18 protein-coding genes are annotated in these 20,163 nt (G+C 28.7%); 9 read left to right on the top strand and 9 right to left on the bottom strand.

Features of this window, described 5'->3' with window-relative positions:
• Position 1 precedes the first annotated feature (1 nt).
• The 3 genes from ACQ629_RS01350 to ACQ629_RS01340 form a co-directional block, all read right to left on the bottom strand.
• Positions 2–1,015: a hypothetical protein gene (locus ACQ629_RS01350; RefSeq protein WP_483706170.1), complete on the bottom strand. Its 1,014-nt coding sequence runs from the start codon at positions 1,013–1,015 to the stop codon at positions 2–4.
• A gap of 87 nt (positions 1,016–1,102) precedes the next feature.
• Positions 1,103–2,068 carry a Stealth CR1 domain-containing protein gene (locus tag ACQ629_RS01345; protein ID WP_483706169.1) on the bottom strand — a complete coding sequence of 322 codons (966 nt, stop codon included), beginning with the start codon at positions 2,066–2,068 and terminating at the stop codon, positions 1,103–1,105.
• 18 nt (positions 2,069–2,086) lie between these two features.
• Positions 2,087–2,902 carry a 2,3,4,5-tetrahydropyridine-2,6-dicarboxylate N-succinyltransferase gene (locus ACQ629_RS01340; RefSeq protein ID WP_483706168.1) on the bottom strand — a complete coding sequence of 272 codons (816 nt, stop codon included), beginning with the start codon at positions 2,900–2,902 and terminating at the stop codon, positions 2,087–2,089.
• A 117-nt stretch (positions 2,903–3,019) separates the two neighbouring features.
• Here ACQ629_RS01340 and ruvX point away from each other — a divergent pair, with 117 nt between their 5' ends.
• From ruvX to ACQ629_RS01315, 5 genes are all read left to right on the top strand, one after another.
• Positions 3,020–3,430, top strand: coding sequence for a Holliday junction resolvase RuvX (ruvX, locus tag ACQ629_RS01335; protein WP_483706167.1), 411 nt, complete (start codon positions 3,020–3,022; stop codon positions 3,428–3,430).
• A gap of 54 nt (positions 3,431–3,484) precedes the next feature.
• Positions 3,485–4,072, top strand: a complete 588-nt coding sequence (def, locus tag ACQ629_RS01330) for a peptide deformylase (RefSeq protein WP_483706166.1) — start codon at positions 3,485–3,487, stop codon at positions 4,070–4,072.
• A 28-nt stretch (positions 4,073–4,100) separates the two neighbouring features.
• Complete coding sequence (locus tag ACQ629_RS01325; protein ID WP_483706165.1) at positions 4,101–4,517, top strand: DUF5606 family protein; 417 nt, start codon at positions 4,101–4,103, stop codon at positions 4,515–4,517.
• A 3-nt stretch (positions 4,518–4,520) separates the two neighbouring features.
• The gene (gene mazG / locus ACQ629_RS01320; protein ID WP_483706164.1) at positions 4,521–5,300 is read left to right on the top strand and encodes a nucleoside triphosphate pyrophosphohydrolase; all 780 of its coding nucleotides are present in this window, start codon (positions 4,521–4,523) and stop codon (positions 5,298–5,300) included.
• Positions 5,301–5,764: 464 nt separating this feature from the next.
• Entirely contained in the window at positions 5,765–6,490 is a 726-nt protein-coding gene (locus ACQ629_RS01315; RefSeq protein ID WP_483706163.1) for an SDR family NAD(P)-dependent oxidoreductase, read from the top strand.
• A 79-nt stretch (positions 6,491–6,569) separates the two neighbouring features.
• On the opposite strand, the gene ACQ629_RS01310 is transcribed toward ACQ629_RS01315, so the two are convergent.
• Entirely contained in the window at positions 6,570–7,265 is a 696-nt protein-coding gene (locus ACQ629_RS01310; protein ID WP_483706162.1) for a LytR/AlgR family response regulator transcription factor, read from the bottom strand.
• On the bottom strand, positions 7,262–8,074 hold the full coding sequence (locus ACQ629_RS01305; RefSeq protein WP_483706161.1) for a sensor histidine kinase: 813 nt from the start codon (positions 8,072–8,074) through the stop codon (positions 7,262–7,264). The genes ACQ629_RS01310 and ACQ629_RS01305 overlap by 4 nt, the downstream gene beginning before the upstream one ends.
• Before the next feature lie 205 nt (positions 8,075–8,279).
• On the opposite strand from ACQ629_RS01305, the gene ACQ629_RS01300 reads away from it, so the two are divergent.
• The gene (locus tag ACQ629_RS01300) at positions 8,280–9,452 is read left to right on the top strand and encodes a metallophosphoesterase (RefSeq protein ID WP_483706160.1); all 1,173 of its coding nucleotides are present in this window, start codon (positions 8,280–8,282) and stop codon (positions 9,450–9,452) included.
• Between the two features lie 457 nt (positions 9,453–9,909).
• A complete protein-coding gene (locus ACQ629_RS01295) occupies positions 9,910–10,938 on the top strand; it encodes a hypothetical protein (RefSeq protein WP_483706159.1) in 1,029 nt (342 codons plus the stop codon).
• A gap of 167 nt (positions 10,939–11,105) precedes the next feature.
• On the opposite strand, the gene priA is transcribed toward ACQ629_RS01295, so the two are convergent.
• Positions 11,106–13,553, bottom strand: coding sequence for a replication restart helicase PriA (gene priA / locus ACQ629_RS01290; RefSeq protein ID WP_483706158.1), 2,448 nt, complete (start codon positions 13,551–13,553; stop codon positions 11,106–11,108).
• Positions 13,554–13,721: 168 nt separating this feature from the next.
• Between priA and ACQ629_RS01285 the strand changes: the two genes are divergently transcribed.
• The gene (locus tag ACQ629_RS01285) at positions 13,722–14,579 is read left to right on the top strand and encodes an alpha/beta fold hydrolase (RefSeq protein WP_483706157.1); all 858 of its coding nucleotides are present in this window, start codon (positions 13,722–13,724) and stop codon (positions 14,577–14,579) included.
• Here ACQ629_RS01285 and ACQ629_RS01280 read toward each other — a convergent pair.
• The 3 genes from ACQ629_RS01280 to ACQ629_RS01270 are packed head-to-tail and all read right to left on the bottom strand — an operon-like array spanning position 14,572 to position 16,991.
• On the bottom strand, positions 14,572–14,790 hold the full coding sequence (locus ACQ629_RS01280) for a VF530 family protein (RefSeq protein ID WP_218772605.1): 219 nt from the start codon (positions 14,788–14,790) through the stop codon (positions 14,572–14,574). The two genes, ACQ629_RS01285 and ACQ629_RS01280, sit on opposite strands and share 8 nt — an antisense overlap.
• A gap of 30 nt (positions 14,791–14,820) precedes the next feature.
• Positions 14,821–15,366, bottom strand: coding sequence for a TlpA family protein disulfide reductase (locus tag ACQ629_RS01275; protein ID WP_483706156.1), 546 nt, complete (start codon positions 15,364–15,366; stop codon positions 14,821–14,823).
• Positions 15,366–16,991, bottom strand: coding sequence for an aminopeptidase P N-terminal domain-containing protein (locus ACQ629_RS01270; RefSeq protein ID WP_483706155.1), 1,626 nt, complete (start codon positions 16,989–16,991; stop codon positions 15,366–15,368). The genes ACQ629_RS01275 and ACQ629_RS01270 overlap by 1 nt, the downstream gene beginning before the upstream one ends.
• Before the next feature lie 198 nt (positions 16,992–17,189).
• Between ACQ629_RS01270 and ACQ629_RS01265 the strand changes: the two genes are divergently transcribed.
• Positions 17,190–20,147 (top strand): hypothetical protein, encoded by a 2,958-nt coding sequence (locus tag ACQ629_RS01265; protein WP_483706154.1) that lies wholly within the window; start codon positions 17,190–17,192, stop codon positions 20,145–20,147.
• The last annotated feature ends 16 nt before the right edge of the window (positions 20,148–20,163 follow it).

Below are 20,163 nucleotides of genomic sequence, written 5' to 3'. Positions count from 1 at the left end.
GTTAATAATCTAACTGTTTAAAATTTATATGTTTTTTTTGATACTTATAAATGTCTTTGATAGCTTTCTTTTTATTTTTAATAACTTTAGTATCATCGAAATTAAAAAAATCAATTATCGATTCTTTATATATATTATTTAAAGTAATTAAAGCTGTACTAATCGTCCCAGTAATGTACATTGGATATTCATTATTTAACAAAAAATCTAACTCTACATTAAATTCATTTTTACGAATTTTAAAATTAAGTTCTTTTTTAAAAAAATTCAAATCCTTTATATTTTCCCTCCTGTGAGGAATATATACCAACTCTTTATTTTTATAGAATTCTGAAATTTTTTTTAACGTAATAACATAATCTTTAAAAAGTATAATTTTAGCATTTATAACATTTGTACCAATAAGATATACTTTATTATTTACCTCTTTTGTTGAATTGTTTTTTAATGAATTTAACCAAGTAAAATTATTTTGGACATAATCGTATTTTTCATAGTTTGGTAAATTATAAAAGGTAAAGAAAATAGCATCTGTTACATTAGTCTTAATTTTTATGTTATTGTAAGCATAAATTTTTTCAATTATATTATATTTAAATCCAACTCTATTTTTTCCTTTAAATAATGAAAAGCGTTTAGTTAAATTCCCAATATTTTTATACTCCTTCGCAATAGCAATAGTTGCTGCACCATCGTCTAAAAGGTATAATTTATCATAATTTAAATTACTTACAAAATAGGAAGCTATTGGAAACGCACGAGTAAATATGTTTTCATATTTTTCTTTTTTTAATTTCTTAATTAATTTAAGCCAAGAAAAACCATAGGAAGTCTTTTTTTTAGTTCTTATAATATTATTCCAACCTCCTGATTTCTTAATTAAAAAATTTATAGTTTTATCTTGCCTTCTATCAGACTTAATAATTAATAAAGTATCAGTTATTCCTAATTGTTGCCTTGCTTCGATTGCTCCTAACATTTCAAGTGGCATACATATAAAAAAAATAGATTTCATTCTATGAATTAGATTTTATTTTCTGTTGATTTACTAAATAGTAATATTAACACATTTTTAATATGTTTTTAACATCTACTCCCTTTTTTAAAGTTCTTGTACAAAGTTAGAATCTAATTTTTTATCTATCCACTTTAATAAAAATTTAAATTTACGTTTACTAACAGTCTCTAAACTTTGTAAACATAAAAACAACTCTTTTTCAGCTCTTAATTCTGATTTAAGTACTTTTTTTAATATACTAAACCAACTATACTTATGTGTATAAACCAAAGATAAGTCACTCTTTAAAACACATGTTTTTGCTTTAATTTCTAAATGATTTGCCAATCCTTGTAATAAAATTTGACTTTTATGTCTGAATTTATGTTTTAAATTGTTTTCTAATAAATTCGAATCATTTTCGAAAAAAGATTTTATAGTAGATTTTCTAATTGGATGTGGTGTATGATGAAAATCATAGTATTTATCAAACCCTAATAATTTAGCTGTATCTTGTTTTCCAAATCGGTGACAAAAAATTCTTTTTCTTTTTCTAGAATGCATTAAATTTGTAATCCATCTATTTTCATCATATTCCAACCACTTCCCTCTTAAAACAGGCCTGTTTTTAATAAAAAAATCACTTGGTTTTGTAGGGTTAATTAAAAAGAAATCATCATTAAAATACACAAAATACTCTGATAATTCAGGTATTTTATATATTAATGCTTCTATTGCAAGGCAGTTAAATGTAGGTAAATACTCTTCATTATGTTTAAAAATATCTTTGTGATCAATTAAAATTAAATTAATATTTTTTTTTTCAGCTTTATCTTTTAATTTCTCAAATTTTTTTGGCTTTTGATTATCTGTTACTAAAAAAATATTTCGAACATAGGAAGCATGCTTAATAACAGAGGTTATAGCAATTTCTATTTCATTTATTGAATTATATCTTGTAGATTCTTTTTTATTATTCCAGTCAATTTTTTTATCTAAAAATTTATTAATTTTTCTTCTCCAATTATCATCAGAGCTGTCAACCCAAAGCATTACAACATCTATATCCATTTTCGGAATTTTGTTTTTTTATACCGCTACATCATACTCTCTAAGAGCATCATTTAACGAAGTTTTTTTATTGGTGCTTTCTTTACGTTTACCTATTATTAAAGCACAAGGCACTTGGTATTCACCTGCAGCAAATTTCTTTGTATAACTACCTGGTATTACTACAGATCGGGCAGGAACTACTCCTTTTGTTTCAACTGGCACATCGCCTGTAACATCTATAATCTTAGTACTCATTGTTAATACAACATTGGCGCCTAAAACAGCTTCTTTTTCTACTCTAACTCCTTCAACAACAATACAACGGGAACCAATAAACGCTCCGTCTTCTATAATTACCGGTGCCGCTTGTAATGGTTCTAAAACACCACCAATACCTACTCCACCAGATAAATGTACATTTTTACCTATTTGAGCACAAGAACCTACTGTTGCCCATGTATCCACCATCGTTCCTTCATCAACATAAGCACCAATGTTTACATAACTTGGCATTAAAATAGTTCCTGATGATATATAAGCTCCGTGACGTGCAACTGCATTTGGCACAACACGTATACCTTTTTCTTTATAATTTCTTTTTAACGGAATTTTATCATGATATTCGAAAATACCAGCTTCTAAAGTTTCCATTTTTTGAATAGGAAAATATAAAACTACTGCTTTTTTAACCCATTCGTTTACCTGCCATCCATTGTCTGTTGGTTCTGCTACACGTAACTCGCCCGCATCTAATAAATCAACAACTTTTCTAATTGCATTAATCGTGTTTTCTTCTTTTAATAAATCACGATTATCCCATGCTTTTTCTATAATATCTTGTAATTCTGTCATTTCTATAATTTTCTACAAATATAAAATCTCTAATTCAATATAATGCGAAGATACATTTTTTAAACAGATGCTTGTAGCATGTTTAAAATCTGTATTTTTGCATAAAAACAAACTAATTTGGGAAGAGTTTTAGCCATAGATTTCGGAAAAAAAAGAACAGGTATTGCTGTTACTGATGAATTACAAATTATTGCTTCAGGATTAACAACTATTAGCACGAAAGAGTTAATTCCTTTTTTAAAAGAATATATTAAAAAAGAAAATGTTGAGTTATTAATTATCGGAAAGCCAAAACAAATGGATAATTCGGATAGTGAAAGTGAAGCCTTGATTGTGCCTTTTTTACAGAAGTTAGCAAAAGCTATCCCTAATATTTCAATAAAAAGAGAAGATGAGCGTTTTACTTCTAAAATGGCTTTTCAAACTATGATTGATAGCGGCTTGAATAAAAAACAACGTCAAAATAAAGCTTTAGTAGACGAAATAAGCGCTACAATCATTTTACAGTCGTATTTGTACAACAAATAATTTTATAGACAACCGATTCTTTGTATTTTCGCATTCCCAAAAAAAATTAAAAACATGATTTTACCCATTGTTGCTTACGGAGATCCCGTATTACGTAAAGTAGGAAAAGAAATCGATAAAGAGTATCCGCAGTTAGAAAAACTAATTGCCGATATGAAAGAAACAATGTACAATGCACAAGGTGTAGGTTTAGCTGCTCCGCAAATAGGAAAAGACATTCGTTTGTTCTTAATTGATGCTTCTCCTTTTGCAGATGATGAAGATTTGTCAGAAGAAGACCGAAAAGTTTTAGAAACCTTTAATCGTGTTTTTATAAACGCTAAAATAATTAAAGAAGAAGGCGATGAATGGGCTTTTAACGAAGGTTGTTTGAGTATTCCTGATGTTCGTGAAGATGTTTTTCGTCAAGAAACAATTACGATTGAATATCAAGATGAAAATTTCGAAAAACATACGGAGGTTTTAGGCGGTTTAGCTGCTCGTGTTTTTCAGCACGAATATGACCATATTGATGGTATATTGTTTACAGATAAACTTTCTTCATTAAAGAAGAGATTAATCAAAAAGAAATTAGAAAACATATCAAAAGGAAAAGTAGAAGCAGGATACAGAATGCGTTTTCCTAATGCCAAAAGAAAATAGTCTACCTAAGACATAAAAATATTATAATATGGAATTTAACAAAATTATTGCAGTTACTGGTAAACCAGGATTATTTCAAATCTTATCTCAAACAAAAACAGGAGTTATCGTAAGATCTATTGTAGATGGTAAGCGTTTTCCTATTACAGCTACACACAATGTAAGTTTATTAGAAAACATTGCTATTTATACCTACGAAGAAGAAGTGCCTTTAGCTAAAGTTCTTAAAAGTATGGCAACTAAAGAAGATGGTAAAGAAGGTATTTCTCATAAAGAAAGCAATGCTAAATTAACTACTTATTTTAGTGAAATTTTACCAGGTTACGATGAAGAACGTGTATACGCCTCTAACATTAAAAAAGTAATTCAATGGTATAATACTTTAGCGAAATCTGAATTTGATTTCAGTTCTTTGGATAAAGTAGCAACTACCGAAGAAAAATAGATCATGAATACTCGTAAGCAGCAATTAGACGCCTTTAACCGTTTGTTAGATATTATGGATGAACTTCGTGAGAAGTGTCCGTGGGATAAAAAACAAACCTTAGAAAGTTTACGTCACTTAACGATTGAAGAAACTTACGAGCTAGGAGATGCTATTCTAGACAATGATTTACAAGAAATAAAAAAAGAATTAGGCGATGTGTTATTACACATCGTCTTTTATGCTAAAATAGGAAGCGAAAAAAAGGCTTTTGATATTGCGGATGTTGCCAATGCTATTTCTGATAAATTAATTCACCGCCATCCACATATTTATGGTGATGTTGTAGTTAAAGATGAAGAAGAAGTAAAACAGAATTGGGAAAAATTAAAATTAAAAGAAGGTAAAACTTCGGTTTTAGAAGGTGTTCCTAAAAGTTTACCTGCGCTGGTAAAAGCAAGCCGTATTCAAGAAAAAGTTGCCGGTGTTGGTTTTGATTGGGAAGAACCACAACAAGTTTGGGAAAAGGTACAAGAAGAAATTACCGAACTAAACGAAGAAATTAAAGCTGGAAATAAAGAAAACATCGAAAAGGAATTTGGAGATGTGTTATTTTCTATGATTAACTACGCACGTTTTATTAAAGTAAATCCTGAAAATGCTTTAGAAAAGACGAATAAGAAATTCATCAATCGTTTTCAGTACTTAGAAGCCGCAGCAAAAAAAGAAGGCAAAGAACTTTCAGACATGACTTTAGGCGAAATGGATGTTCATTGGGAAAATTCGAAAGAATTTTTTAGATAACACTTTGTCAGTTCTAGCGAAGTCGAGAACTAATTTTAATTCTAAAAAAGATTACTTCGTCATTCTTCCTAGTAATTACGTATAGAACTCGTCATTGCGAACATAGTGAAGCAATCTCTATATCAATAAACAAAATAACAAACTTTTAATCTGCCACTAGTAAAAGATTACTTCGTCATTCTTTCTCGTAATGACGTATAAAAATCGTCATTGCGAACATAGTGAAGCAATCTCTAAACCAACAAAAAACACCTGCCTTAAACTACTTTTTAATCTTTTGATGTGAAAAATTACTTCGTTATTCTTCCTCATAATAACGTATAAAATTCGTTATTACGAACATAGTCAAGCAATCTCTAAACCAACAAAAAACACCTATCTTAAACTACTTTTTAATTTTCTTAGTAAAAAGATTACTTCGTCATTATTCCTCGTAATGACGTATCATTTTGTACTTTTACTTTATGGATATAATTATTATTACAGGCGGTAGTAAAGGAATCGGAAAAGCATTAGCTAAAAAATACGCTGGCGAAAACTACAAAGTATTCTCTTTAGCTAGAACATCTTCTGGTTTAGAAAATGTCACTAATATTACTATAGATTTATCTTACCTTAAAAAAACAGAAAATACTTTTAATGCTCTTTTAAATGAAATTCTTAACTCTAAAATTGACTCAATTACTTTAATTAATAATGCAGGTCGTTTAGGTGAAATATCAAATCTAGAAAATATAAACCCTAACGATATTTCTAAAACAATTCAGCTAAATACCACTACCCCGCTTATATTGTCTGGTTTATTTATCAAACTAACAAAACAGTTAAGTTGTAAAAAACAAATCATTAATATTTCATCCGGAGCCGCAAAAAGTGCTTATCAAGGTTGGGCTATTTATTGTACATCGAAAGCTGCAATAGACATGATGACCAAAGCTATTGCTACAGAACAATCTGAATTAGAGAATGGTGTAAAATGTAATGCTATTTATCCAGGTATTGTAGACACCAATATGCAATCTGAAATTAGGAGTACAAATAAAGCTAATTTTAATAGTTTACAACGTTTTGTTGATTTAAAAGAAAACAATGAATTATATACACCTGATTTCGTGGCTAACTCTATTTATAAGATTGATCTTGAAAATCGATTAGAAAACGGAGATATCGTTGATATTAGAAGTTTTTGAGAAATAATTTAATCTGTTTTTAAAATAAAAAGACTCATATAAAAGATTAAAATTATCAACTGAAAGAATGAAAAGAAATTTACTTTAATAATTGAACAACATTTATTTTAAAAATTTTTCCAATAGGAATAATGTGATCATTTACAAACATCCTATTTCCTTCAATACTTTTAATATGTTTGTGAGCAACTACAAATGATTTATGAACTTGTAAAAAATCTTCTTTTGGTAATAGTTCCAAAACCGTTGATATTTTTTCACGAATAGTAATTGTCTCTAATATAGTAATCACTTTGGTGTAATTTCCGGACGCTTCAATAAATAAAACAGCATCAATTTCTATTTGTGTATATTTTTTATTACTTCGTAAAAAAATACGTTTCGATATGGTATTACTTTCAGGTAAAACAGAAACCTGTGTTGTTGGAGAACTAAAAGTTTTGTTAATTGCCTTTAAAAAACGTTCAAAACTAAATGGTTTTAACAAGTAATCTGAAATGTTAAGTTCATAGCCTTCAAATGCAAATTCTTTATATGCAGTAGTTACAATTACTTTTGGTGGACTTTTTAGCGTTTTTAGAAAATCAAACCCTTTTAGTTTTGGCATGTTTAAATCTAAAAAAATCAAATCAACTTCATTCTTATTCAAATATTCAAATGCTTCTAATCCGTCGTAGCAATTTTTCATCAACTGCATATTAGGCAATAAATCACAATAATCTTTAATAATATCGTGGGCTATATATTCATCATCAATAATTAAATATTTAATCATAGCGTGTTCAATCTTAATTCTACTTTATATACATTTTCTATAGTTGAAAAAGACAACCTGTGTTTATTTGGATAAACCAGCGCCAATCTTCTTTTTAAATTTTTTAAACCAATTCCAGAAGTTTCAACATCTTCAGAACTATCAAAATTATTTTCTACAGTAAATTGTATCTCATCATTAATAACAATCATATTAATATTCACATAAGCACTATCTCGTAAACGCTCTACTCCGTGTTTAAAAGCATTTTCTAAAAGAATAATAAATAGTAAAGGCATCACTTTGTAATCTTCTTCTATATGGCTATTAAAACTAATGTCAATTTTCTTTTGATATCTCATTTTATGAAGCTCAATATAGTTTATTAAATAATCAACTTCTTCTTTTAGTGTAACGGTTTCTTTTTCGCCTTTATAAATACTATAACGCATCATATCTGATAGTTTTAATATCAATTCTTGTCCTTTTTTAGGCTCTTTACCTACTAAACCATATAAGTTATTAAGCATATTAAAAAAGAAATGTGGGTTTACTTGACTTTTTAAAAGCATTAATTCAGTTTTTGCTTTCTCGTTTTTTAATTTAACAATAGAGATCAGTTGTTTTGTAAACCAAAAAATACCTAAACCTAGTAATATTAGATAATAAGTAGTAATAGCAACTCCTATTATTGGGTTATAATTTTCTAAAAAAACTACCGATTCTTTACCTGTAATAATTATTTCAAATGCTGTAATTAATATAGGAATAACACCTGTTGCAATTAGCGTTATTAGCAACCATTTATGTTTGTTTGTGCTCAATATCATATTGCAAAATTAGGCGAAAATATATCCCTCGCAAAAAAGTTGACAAACAACCGCTAAATAGGGTTGAAATTAATCTTCTATACAACGAAATAACTTCAAATGAACTTGAAAGGTTTGTATCCCCGAAAAATAGCTGTTTATCACATTAAATTTAGTAAAGAAGACTCCTTAATTATGTTTGTTTAAAGTTTAAAACTAAACAAAAATGAAAAAAAGAGTATTAAGGTATTTAAAACACATTATATCTACCCTATTAACATTAGGAGTAATAGCCGTTTTTTTTGGCTTATATCACGGAGCAAGTTTACATTATGGAGATCATCCTTTAATGTATAATATAGGGAATGAAGGTCCTTATGTTTTTTACAAAAATGATAGTATTCTAGATGTAAAGTATGTTAAAGGAAATAAAGATGATGGGTTTTATGTTGATAAAAAGGAATATTCAATTAATTCTGAAATTATAGCAAAAAGTTATTTTCAAATTGATTCTACAAGTTTTGATTTTAAAATAAATTCAGATATTAAAACCCCAAAAACCACTTATAATGATGATAATCCTATTATTGCCATTTCAGATATTGAGGGTAGCTATAAAACATTTCGAGATTTTCTAATAAACAGTAAGATAATTGATGAAAACTTAAACTGGACATTTGGAAAAGGTCATTTAGTATTGGTTGGTGATTTTGTGGATAGAGGTTGGTCTGTAACACAAGTACTATGGTTTATTTATAAATTAGAACAAGATGCTACAAAACAAGGAGGGTATGTGCATTTTATTATAGGAAATCACGAACTAAAAAATATGCAAGGAAATTATAAGGTAGCAGCAGACAAATATCTTGCTGTAAGTGCTTTTTTAGGAAAATTTCAAAGCGAATTGTATAATCAAAATTCATTTTTAGGCAAATGGATGGCAAGTAAAAACACCGTAGAAATTATAAATGGAAACCTGTTTGTTCACGGAGGAATTCATCCGGAAATAGCAGATTCTAAATTAAGTTTAAATGCAATAAACGAATTGATAAGAAGTAGTTACTACAAACCATACTATCCTAAAAAGGAAAAAAATATTGAACAATTACTTACCTCAAACAAAACAGGTGTTTGTTGGTATAGAGGTTATCACAAAGATAATTTAACACAAGAAGAAGTTGAAAAAGGCTTAAATAAATTTAATGCTAAAGCTGTAATTGTTGGCCATACATTACAATCAAAAATAAACAGACAATACAACGGAAAAGTTATAGGAATTGATGTTAAACACCCCAAAGATTATAAAAAACATTGGCCTTATCAAGAATCGGAAGGCTTACTTATTAAAGGGAATAAATATTATAGAGTTCTTAAAAATGGAGAAAAGAAAGAGATATAAATGCAACGAAAGAACAAATTTATAAAATATTAGAAAAAAAATATACCGTTATTTTTGTTACGGTAATTGCTACAATAATATTTTTATTTTGATAGGAATTACCGTTATTTTTTTAGACTTGGTATTGTATTTCTAATTCTAAAAGGAAATAATTCTCAAAACTTTATTCTTTGTCATAACTATATTTATTGAGGTTCATATTTTTATTCAACATACTATTTACATGAAATATCGATTTTTTTGAGAAAGCTTTGTCGATTTGAGTTATACGGGCCAAAACATATTGTAATAGCTATAGCTGCTCAAAACAAAAAATCTATAAGGATATATTAAGGGTTTTTGAAGTTTTTGAAGAATAATCTAGCTTGATTCTTAGGCTAAATTCGACTACCTTTCGTTAACGTTGAATTTAAATCATTAAAACGGATTCATATCCACAAATAAGTTAACACCAATTATGAGTATATCACTAAAAACACATAAATTAATTTGGGGAAGGTCAGGAAATATGTGTGCTTTTCCTGATTGTAAAAAAGAATTGGTGATTGATGAAACTTCAACAGATGACCCTTCTATTATTGGTCAAGAAGCTCACATAGTTGCAAAAAAAATTAATGGCCCTAGAGGTAAACATCCTCTCAAAGAAGAAAAAAGAGACAAGTATGATAACTTAATCTTACTTTGTAGTGTTCATCATAAAATTATTGATGACCAAGAAGTTGAATATACAGTTGAAAAGTTACACAAGTACAAAAAAACACACGAGTTTTGGGTAAAGAAAAACCTATCTACAGACAGACAAAAAACTAGAGATGACGAATTATATGCAACATATATTCAAAAATTTATAGAATTAACAAACTTAGATACTTGGACTAATTGGACTTCTTATATGCTTGGAATGTGGGAAGCTTTTCCTAAAGAAGAATTTGACACTTTAAAACAAGTACCTGACTACATAGTTTCAAGAGTTTGGCCTCAAAGGTATTTACCTTTAGAATCATCTCTTATAAATTTTAAAAACATATTAAATGATTTAATCAGACTATACTCAGAATTCCCTGATGAAAACCCAAATGGATATTCTATAAAGAAATTTTACAAAAACTATCAGAGAGAACAGTTTTATAATGATGAAAATGCTTATTGTCAGCAAACAGAAATTAAAGCTCTTGAGCATTATGATTATCATCTAGGATTAATCATAGATTTGGTATTAGAACTTACTCGTGCATTAAATTACATTTGTGACCAAATAAGAACCTATCTATTTGAAGGATTTAGAATTGAAGAAGGTGTAATTCTTATCAACAGAAGTGATATGTTCAGTTATCAAAACTCTAGAATTGAATATCGAGGTGAACAAAGAACTGAAATGCCATATGGAGGTTTAAAAAAATTTATGATTGAAAGAAGTAATCGTGATTACTGTGTTGGTGAAGGTGTAAATGAATATTATTTTAGAAAGAGAGTATGGGAAATGTAAAAACTAATGCTAACAAAGGCTTTAATTAATTCGGGTTTTAGTATTTAATACATAGTTTAGTTTTTTTTATAAAATCTACTAAACCTTTTGATTCGGCTAAGTACTTAATTGCAAAGTCAGTAATTTTAGCTCCCGTAATAACCATAAATGCGAAGTTAGCCTAATTTTTAATAAGCATCTACATCAATAATAAATCGGATAGGTCTAAAGTCTTTTATACCTTCAAATGTATTTCTCACCTTTTGCAGTTGTTCTTTTGTTTTTGCTAACGATTGTTTTGGCGGAATTTTTATAATTAAATTCTTAATATATAAGTTACGAACTCTAGAAACTGCTGGTGCCGTTGGTCCTAATACGTTTTCTTGAAAAACAATTTGCAATGATTTTGCCAGCCAATTCACACCATTTTCTACACGATTATAATCCTTATGCTTTAAGGTGATTTTTATCAATCGAAAATATGGCGGGTATTGAAATTGCCAACGTTCTTGTAGTTGTTCCTTATACATCTCAGCATAGTTTGTAGTAGAAACCTGCTGTAATATTTGATGATACGGATTATAAGTTTGTATCGCCACCTTACCTTGTTTTTTACTTCGTCCTGCCCTACCTGATACTTGTACCATTAATTGATAAGCTCTTTCATGCGCTCTAAAATCCGGAAAATTTAACATCGAATCGGCACTTAAAACACCTACTAACGATACGTTTTCAAAATCTAACCCTTTTGATAACATTTGTGTTCCTACCAAAATATCAATTTCCTGCGCTTCAAAAGCACCAATTATTTTTTGATATCCATATTTACCACGCGTAGTGTCTAAATCCATTCTTCCGATTTTATACTTCGGAAAAAGTTCTTTTAATTCTAATTCTATTTGTTCGGTTCCAAAACCTTTCGTGTCGAGTGTTGCGCTACCACAAGCACCGCAACTATTTGGCATTGAACGTTGATAGTGGCAGTAATGACATTTTAATTCACGTCGGAATTTATGAAACGTTAAACTAACATCACAATTTGGACATTCGGGAGAAACACCACACGTTGTACACTCTACAACAGGTGAAAATCCACGTCGGTTTTGAAATAAAATTACTTGTTCTTTTTCTTCTAACGCCTCCGTAATCATTTTTAACAATCGATCAGAGAAATGACCTTTCATTTCCTTTTTTCGATGTTTTTCTTTTACATCAATCAGCTCAATTTTTGGCAATTGAATATTTCCAAAACGCCTTGTTAACTCCACAAAACCATACTTATTCTGCTGCGCGTTATAATAACTCTCTAAAGACGGCGTAGCAGAACCTAACAATACTTTTGCTTTATGTAAATGCCCTAAAACTACTGCTGCGTCACGTGCATTATAACGTGGTGAAGGTTCAAATTGTTTGTAAGATGTTTCATGTTCTTCATCAACAACGATTAACCCTAAGTTAGAAAAAGGTAAAAAACCTGAAGAACGAGCTCCTAAAATAATTTGCGCTTTGGGTTTGTTTTCTAACACATTATTCCAAACTTCTACCCGTTCATTCATAGAATATTTTGAGTGAAATACTGATATAAAGCTTCCAAAATAACGTTGTAAACGCGTAATTATTTGTGTTGTTAAAGCTATTTCGGGTAATAAAAACAATACTTGCTTGCCTTCTGCAATAACCTCTTTTATCAGTTTAACATATATTTCTGTTTTTCCAGAACCGGTAACTCCGTGTAATAACGTTACATTCTGAGTTTCAAAAGAGGTTTTTATTTCATTAAAAGATTGCTGCTGAAATTCATTTAAATCTTTTATTTCATTGGTATCTCCGTTAAAATTAATTCGATCTGTTTGAATTTCATAAAACTCGAAAATTTCTTTATCCACCAATGCTTTTAAAACTGCGGATGAAGTACCCGATTTGTCTTCTAATTCCTTACTCTTTATTGGTTTTTTAGAAACTGATAATTGAAAATAAGTCAATACCGCTTCTCGTTGTTTTTTTGCTCTAGAAAGCTCTTCTAACAAACTCTGCAAAGCTTCGTTTGAGGTGTATTTCGAATTTAAACGAACATACTTTACCAATTTCGGTTTGTAGGTTTCGTAAATTTCTTCTTTAATAAAAGCGGCTTCTTTGTTTATTAATCCATCGATAATTGGCAAAACTGTTTTCTTACCTAAAATATCTGCTACTTGATGAATGGTTATTTGCGAATGATGCTGTAATGCTTCAAAAATTAAAAACTCTGAATCTGTTAAACTTGTTTCATCAGTAAAAGTTTCGTTTTTATAAATAATCGTTTCACTTTCTAACAAAAAAGCCGATGGCAACGCAGCTCTGTAAACATCTCCTAAAGAACACATATAATAACCAGAAATCCATTCCCAATGTTTTAATTGACGCTCAGTTACAATAGGTTTTTCATCTAAAATTTGATGAATGTCTTTTGCCTCGTATAATTCTGGTGCATTTTGATGAATGTTAAACACCAGTGCTGTATAAATTTTACTTTTACCAAAAGAAACAGCTACTCGCATTCCTTTTTTAAGGAATGAAAACTCTGCCTCATTTATCGAATATGTAAATGTTTTTTTTAACGGAATTGGTAATATGACGTCGATGAAATATGGTGTCACTTCGAGTGATTTTATGATTGAAATGAATAAAATTATATCGAGAAGTTTTTTATTCAGTTCTCTATATAATTTTAATTTTCTCTTATCTGTTCAAGTAAATTTTACTCAAACGGACAAATTCAAAACTACGCAAAAATCACTACATTGTAAACAGAAAAATATATAATTATGACTTCATCTGCATGGAAATCGAAAGGTAAAATTATAAAAATAAATAATCGAAATATTTTTATGATTGATGAAGGTAATCATGAAAACACCTTGGTTATTTTACACGGATATCCTACTTCTTCTTTCGATTATTATAAAGCATTACCATATTTAACAAAGCATTATAGCGTTATTATTCACGATCATTTAGGGTTTGGCTTTTCGGATAAACCTTTAGATTATTCTTATTCATTAATTGAGCAAGCAGATACTGCTTTACTCTTATGGGAAAAACTGGGTTTGCAAAATGTTACTTTATTAGCACACGATTACGGCACAAGTATTGCTACCGAAATTATTGCGCGCACCAATATGAATCAAGTAAATATTACCATAGATAAATTGATTTTATGCAATGGAAGCATGCATGTTGAGTTGGCTAAACTAAGAACGATTCAGAAATTACTAAAGAATAAAATTACTGGAAAATGGGTTACTAAATTGGTAAATCAAGCTCTTTTTAATCGAAATATCAGAAATATTTATTTTGATAAATCTAAAGTTTCTAAAACCGAGTTAAACGAAATGTGGTTTCAAATTAATTATAATGATGGGCGGAATGTGATTCACTTATTAAGTAATTATATAAACGAACGTTATTATTTTTGGCATCGTTGGATTGGTGCTTTAACACAAACTAATATTGAAACAAAAATTGTGTGGGCAACCCACGATCCGATTGCAGTAAAAAAAATTGCTGAGTTGCTGTGTAAAGAAATACCTAACAATACATTATTTTGGTTACACAACTCAGGACACTTCCCTATGCTAGAAAATCCGAAAGAATGGAGTGAATTGGTGTTAAAATCTAACTAATATACTCTAAATACAACGCTTCTACTTTCGTTCTTGCCCAAGGAGTAGTTCTTAAAAACTTTAACCCAGATTTGTAAGTAGGATTATTTTTAAAAGCATTAATCTTTAAAATTTCACCTAACTCTTCCCAACCATATTCTAAGTATAATTCTTCTAGCATGGTGGCTAACTTTATTCCGTGAAGCGGATTATTTGGTTGTTCTTGACTCATAGTATGTTTAAAATGACAAAAGTAAAGTTTCTACTTGATTAATTCGTCTAATAATTCTCTAACTTTAGTACTATTCCAATCTGCTGGTCCTTTTTTATCAGTAACAATGTTACCTTTTTTATCAATAATAAAAGTAGCAGGTATCGATTTACTTTTTAATTGTTCTGGTATGTTACTTAACTTATTGTAGGTTGGTAAATTATATCCTTTTAGTTTATAAAAATTACCGATTGTACTCCAATCTTCATTACTCACAAAAATAAATGCTACACGATCTTTATAATCATCATATAAACTTTGAACACTTGGCATTTCGGCTATACAGGGCGGACACCATGTTGCCCAAAAATTTATGAAAACTACTTTGCCTTTTGTTTCATTGAAATCAATATTATGAGTATTTAAACCTTTTAAATTCCAGTTATAACTTTTTAAAGATTCCCTTTCTTCAACATCAATTGTACTTGGTGAAAAAGAAATTAATCGTATAAAATATACTTTCGTTGGCGGATATAATAGCAAACCAATTATAACTACAAATACAATATTAGAAATTGTTTTTTTTGTAAATTTCATTAATCTAAATTAGGTAACACAAAATCATTTAACACACTTTTTTTAGCCATCATTTTTTCGATACTCTCAATTGTTCTAGGTGCTTCTTTTGATAAATTCACAGGCGCAGCATCTGTGATTAAAATATCATCTTCTATACGAACTGCAATTCCCCACCATTTTTTATCACAGTTACTTCCTTCAGGAATATAAATACCAGGTTCTACAGTAATAACCATGTTTTTTTGAAACTTCCCATAAGTTCCTGGATCATGTACATCTAACCCAATATGATGTGAAGTACCGTGAGGAAAATAGTTGTGCTTTGCATCTAATGTTTTAATAATTCTTAAATCTAACAGTCCTTTATTGATTACTTTTTTAGCTTCTTCACCTAGTTGCCAAAACTGATTGCCTGCTTTTGAAACTGCGATTGCAGCATCTTGTGCTTTTAAAACAATATTATAAATTGCTTTTTGTTCAGTAGAAAACTTACCATTTGCAGGAATCGTCCTTGTTACATCCGCAGTATATCCTCGATATTCTGCTCCTAAATCCATTAACACTAATTCATCGTTTACTTTCGTTTTACTATTTTCTATATAATGTAAAATACAACCATTATTTCCTGCTCCAACTATTGATGGATATCCTTCATATTCAGCGCCGTATTTTTTATATACAAACTCATGAATCCCTTGAATTTCTGTTTCAGACATATTAGGTTGCATTGCTTTCATCATTTCTACTTGACCAATAGCAGAAATACGAATTGCTTTAGTTAATAATTTTAATTCTTCAGTTGTTTTAACTTCACGCATTTCTGCTAATTTAGTTGGTAAAAACTTAAGATCTATATTCGTTTCTCTTTTATTAAGGTTCAATTTCATTCTTTGTTTTAGCTCTTTTCTTAACCCATCATTTGTAGCAGTTATATAATCGTTTATCATAGGGTCTTTTTTATACTCTGGATAACTTTCTAAGCTTTTAGATAACTCCTTAGCCATCTCTTCTAATTTCGCGTCAGGAACATTTGCTATAGCCTTATGAATATGCTCAATATTTGGGTCCTTAACTATATTATTCTTATAACCAGAAAGCTTTTTAAATCCGTTTACTAAATCATAAATTTCTCCTTTATCTCTTTCAGAATTTCGATAATCATCTTTGAACTTCTCTATGTAAATTTTATCAAAACTTTTGAAATTTAATTTATCTGAAATAAAGTCTTCTGCATTTTTAGCTACTTTAAAGCCAAGTTCTGTTTTTGCTCCTTCAATACCTAAACGCTTACCATTCCACATTTCTGCTCTTGGGTCATTTTTTTGAACATATAAAATTTCATTGTATAAAGTACCTGAACTATCTTTCTGATTATCTGAAAACAATACTAAAACCGCGTTTGGCTCACGATATCCTGTTAAATAATAAAAACTAGGATCTTGATGAAAAACATAATCTACATCATTTGCTCTATTACGTATCGGATTTGCAAAGACCATTGCTACTGAATTCTTAGGCATTTTAGAGCGTAAGATCTCTCTTCTATTTTTATGAAAACCTGTAGATAAATAATCTGTTGGTGTTTGTGCAGTAACCTCACTTAATACTCCTAGTAAACAAACGAGTAGTGTTTTTTTAAACATTTTGTTAGGGTTTTATAGCCACTCAAATGTATGCTTCTTCCTGTAGAAAAAGAAAATTTTAACGAATTTTTAGGGTATGATTTTTTTATTGATTCTATTTATTTTGATTAAAAAACATTCACACACGCACCTGTAAATAATTGACTACCAAATTAATATACCTTATATTTAAGGCGCTAACCGACTAACCTAACTATTATGAAAAAGATTACAACTTTATTTATTAATTTACTACTATGTCTATTACTTTCTTTTCAACTTATCGCACAGTCTAGCGGTCAAGCTCCTACTTTATCGGCCGGTTTAGATAACGTCGCTTTTCACAAAGGAACTTTAGATGTTGAACTCATCGCTAAAATTATTGCTGAAAAGCAAAAAGAGATTGTTCGTGAGGGTATAAAAAGAATGATTTATGAGTACATCGGAAGTTCTGAACTTGATGATTATTCTCAATTTTATATTGAACGTATTACCACCATTATTTTTCAAGAAAAGAATCACAAAGTGATGACCAAACGTATTTTAGAAGAAACGACAAATTATCTTTTTGTATTAGGTAGTACAAAGTTATTTTTAAAATCTGAAGAAAATCTCTTTAAATACTTTTTTGATGAAGGAGAAAAAATTCTGAATATAAAAACAATTGAGAACCTCAATGACACCATAACTATTGAATTAGAAAATATAAATGTTAATCTAGAAAAAAATAGTAATGCTTCTGTTAGAAATCATATCATAAAAACAATATTAACAATATGTTCTGAAATTCCTCAAATCAAAGAACTTGGTTTACTAAATAATTTCAATTATTATGAACATTTTGAAATCTATAATTCTTCTTTAAAATCAGAAAAGGCTAACTTTTTAGCCGAACTTTTTTCTTACGAAAAACTTATCGATTTTAGTAAAATTGCTGCAATAAAAAACATCGATCAGTATACTGCCGCTTTTAAATCCTTGCTCATAAAGAACACCGAAGTTCCTGCTTTTTTTAATAAAGAAGTGAACGTAAGAAAAATAATTTCCATTCTAAAAGTGTATTATACTATAAAAAAAATAATAAAAAACAGTAATCTTTTAAAAGACATAACTAGCAAAAGCGGTATTCAGTTTAGCTCTTTAACAATGGATATGGAAGAGATTATAAAGGAATATGAAAGTTTAAACATCTATTCAAAAAATAGTGCAGATTTAATTTTTAACAATACTCAAAAAAATGATTACAAAATAGCCCTCGAAGCATTACAGCAATTAATTTTAAAAAAAACCGCTAATTTAGAACAATTTAACAATACCGTAAAAGAAATAAATGAAGAAAGAGCAAAAATAACTAACGTTTCCAACAATATTAAGTTCAATATTATTGGCGAAATTAATATGATAAATCACTTAAAAGATGATTCTATATATAAATTTACGAAACAAGACTTATTTTATAGTTTACTACAATCTTTTCAAGAAGAAAACAAACTTGTTTCTGCGCTATTATCAGCTAAAAAAACCTCCAATGATTCTATTATATTTGAAAAAGAAGTTCTCGATATTTTTTTAACCACAATTGAAAAAAACACGATTGATTTGACATCCCTTCAAAAATCATCTATGTTCTTTCAAAAAGCAAAGAATTTTTTTTATGTAGAAGACATTAAGGATGCCCAAAATATAGCAGAAATGACCTTTAATGATTTGAAAAGTTATAAAAATCATCAAAAATTTATAGGAGATTTACTATCAGCTCATTCTGCATTGTTTAATACTACCTTTTTTACGACTACCTGTAAAGACTTGGATGAAAATTATAAGAAGGCAAGAAATATATACAAGTTATCTCAAGGAATTAGTGCTTTATATAAGCACCTTATAAACGATGATCAGGAACTTATTACTTTTATTAAAACTATTAAAGAAAAAGACTATGACCTTTTAAACCTTTATAATTTAAAAGAAATATTAACTGATAAATCCAAAGCCTATGACTTACTATCAGAGTATCATCTAAAGCTTCGCAATAATACTCTGAAAAACACGACAAAAGCTAAATTTAGCTATCCCAAAGATGGCTTATTTAAAGAAAATCTAATAAAACTTAAAAATTTCATTAAAAAAACCGATCTAACCGATATTCATAATTTACCTCCCGAAAAACTTTTTAATTTTATAAAGGAAAAAATAGATACTATTAACTTGAGCCCGAAAGAAAACATAGTGCTTACTTCAAATGAGCTAAAATCATTGAAAAAACTATACACTGTCTTTATAGATCGTTCTTTTAAAAAAAATATAGATAATATAAATATCATAAATATACTTGATAAAGATTTTTTAGCAGAATTACTGGTATTATCAAATAAGTTAACTAATAGTGCTGATTTTAAGAAAATTATTAAAAGTATTGATTTTAGTTTAACTTCTTTAATGATAAAAAAAATAAAGAGTAATGAAAAAATTTTATCATCAAAGAATATTAATAATGTATTAAATTTTTTAAAGTTTATTGGTAACATCAAAGAATTAGACAAAGCAGAAACTTTTACCTATTTGTTAAAAACAATGAATGATTATGAATATCTGTTTAGAAATGCCAACGGAGAAAAAAAACTGATTCCTGATTTGATAAATTCTTTAAGAGAATATGCCATTGTAGACTTAGATAATAATTCGATAGAAATAGATGTTGCTTCTGTATTAACTCACTTATTAGAAAAATATCAAAATGAAACTAGTAATTGGAGTTTTTATGCCACAGTTGGTTTGAATCAAAATTGGGCACCGAATGGAAATTTAATAGATAACAATGGCAAACCTTATAATAGTTTTAACACGGCATCAGAAAAGATAGGTGTTAAATATAAACTATGGAATTTTAATAGAAGCCCTTTATATCAAGATAAACTATTTCATAATGTTAAAAGAAAAGCATTAGTTTCAGATATATATGTTTTCCCTTATGTTTCAGGGATAATGTATAAAATTGCAGATACTTCTGGTAAAGGCTATAATACCTCAAATATAGGCGCAGCAATAGGTCTTACTTTTTTTAATTCTTTAGATTTTAATATTAATGCCTCATTACCAATGGAAGGACAGGTATTTAAAAACCACCTATTTGGTTTTTCTTTTGACATTCCGCTATCAGAATATTTAAAAAGATTATAATTACGTAAAAAACTAC

The organism is Tenacibaculum sp. SM2510 (assembly GCF_057002845.1).
This window is presented reverse-complemented; position numbering and strand designations above follow the sequence as displayed.

What these genes read in the sequence shown, in the direction of transcription:
- mazG (WP_483706164.1), top strand. Translation starts at nt 4,521, where the DNA reads ATGAATACTCGTAAGCAGCAATTAGACGCCTTTAACCGTTTGTTAGAT.
- ACQ629_RS01315 (WP_483706163.1), top strand. Translation starts at nt 5,765, where the DNA reads ATGGATATAATTATTATTACAGGCGGTAGTAAAGGAATCGGAAAAGCA.
- ACQ629_RS01345 (WP_483706169.1), bottom strand. Translation starts at nt 2,068, where the DNA reads ATGGATATAGATGTTGTAATGCTTTGGGTTGACAGCTCTGATGATAAT.
- def (WP_483706166.1), top strand. Translation starts at nt 3,485, where the DNA reads ATGATTTTACCCATTGTTGCTTACGGAGATCCCGTATTACGTAAAGTA.
- ACQ629_RS01275 (WP_483706156.1), bottom strand. Translation starts at nt 15,366, where the DNA reads ATGAAATTTACAAAAAAAACAATTTCTAATATTGTATTTGTAGTTATA.
- ACQ629_RS01350 (WP_483706170.1), bottom strand. Translation starts at nt 1,015, where the DNA reads ATGAAATCTATTTTTTTTATATGTATGCCACTTGAAATGTTAGGAGCA.
- ACQ629_RS01280 (WP_218772605.1), bottom strand. Translation starts at nt 14,790, where the DNA reads ATGAGTCAAGAACAACCAAATAATCCGCTTCACGGAATAAAGTTAGCC.
- ACQ629_RS01300 (WP_483706160.1), top strand. Translation starts at nt 8,280, where the DNA reads ATGAAAAAAAGAGTATTAAGGTATTTAAAACACATTATATCTACCCTA.
- ACQ629_RS01295 (WP_483706159.1), top strand. Translation starts at nt 9,910, where the DNA reads ATGAGTATATCACTAAAAACACATAAATTAATTTGGGGAAGGTCAGGA.
- ACQ629_RS01325 (WP_483706165.1), top strand. Translation starts at nt 4,101, where the DNA reads ATGGAATTTAACAAAATTATTGCAGTTACTGGTAAACCAGGATTATTT.
- ACQ629_RS01305 (WP_483706161.1), bottom strand. Translation starts at nt 8,074, where the DNA reads ATGATATTGAGCACAAACAAACATAAATGGTTGCTAATAACGCTAATT.
- ACQ629_RS01285 (WP_483706157.1), top strand. Translation starts at nt 13,722, where the DNA reads ATGACTTCATCTGCATGGAAATCGAAAGGTAAAATTATAAAAATAAAT.
- ACQ629_RS01310 (WP_483706162.1), bottom strand. Translation starts at nt 7,265, where the DNA reads ATGATTAAATATTTAATTATTGATGATGAATATATAGCCCACGATATT.
- ACQ629_RS01265 (WP_483706154.1), top strand. Translation starts at nt 17,190, where the DNA reads ATGAAAAAGATTACAACTTTATTTATTAATTTACTACTATGTCTATTA.
- ACQ629_RS01340 (WP_483706168.1), bottom strand. Translation starts at nt 2,902, where the DNA reads ATGACAGAATTACAAGATATTATAGAAAAAGCATGGGATAATCGTGAT.
- ACQ629_RS01270 (WP_483706155.1), bottom strand. Translation starts at nt 16,991, where the DNA reads ATGTTTAAAAAAACACTACTCGTTTGTTTACTAGGAGTATTAAGTGAG.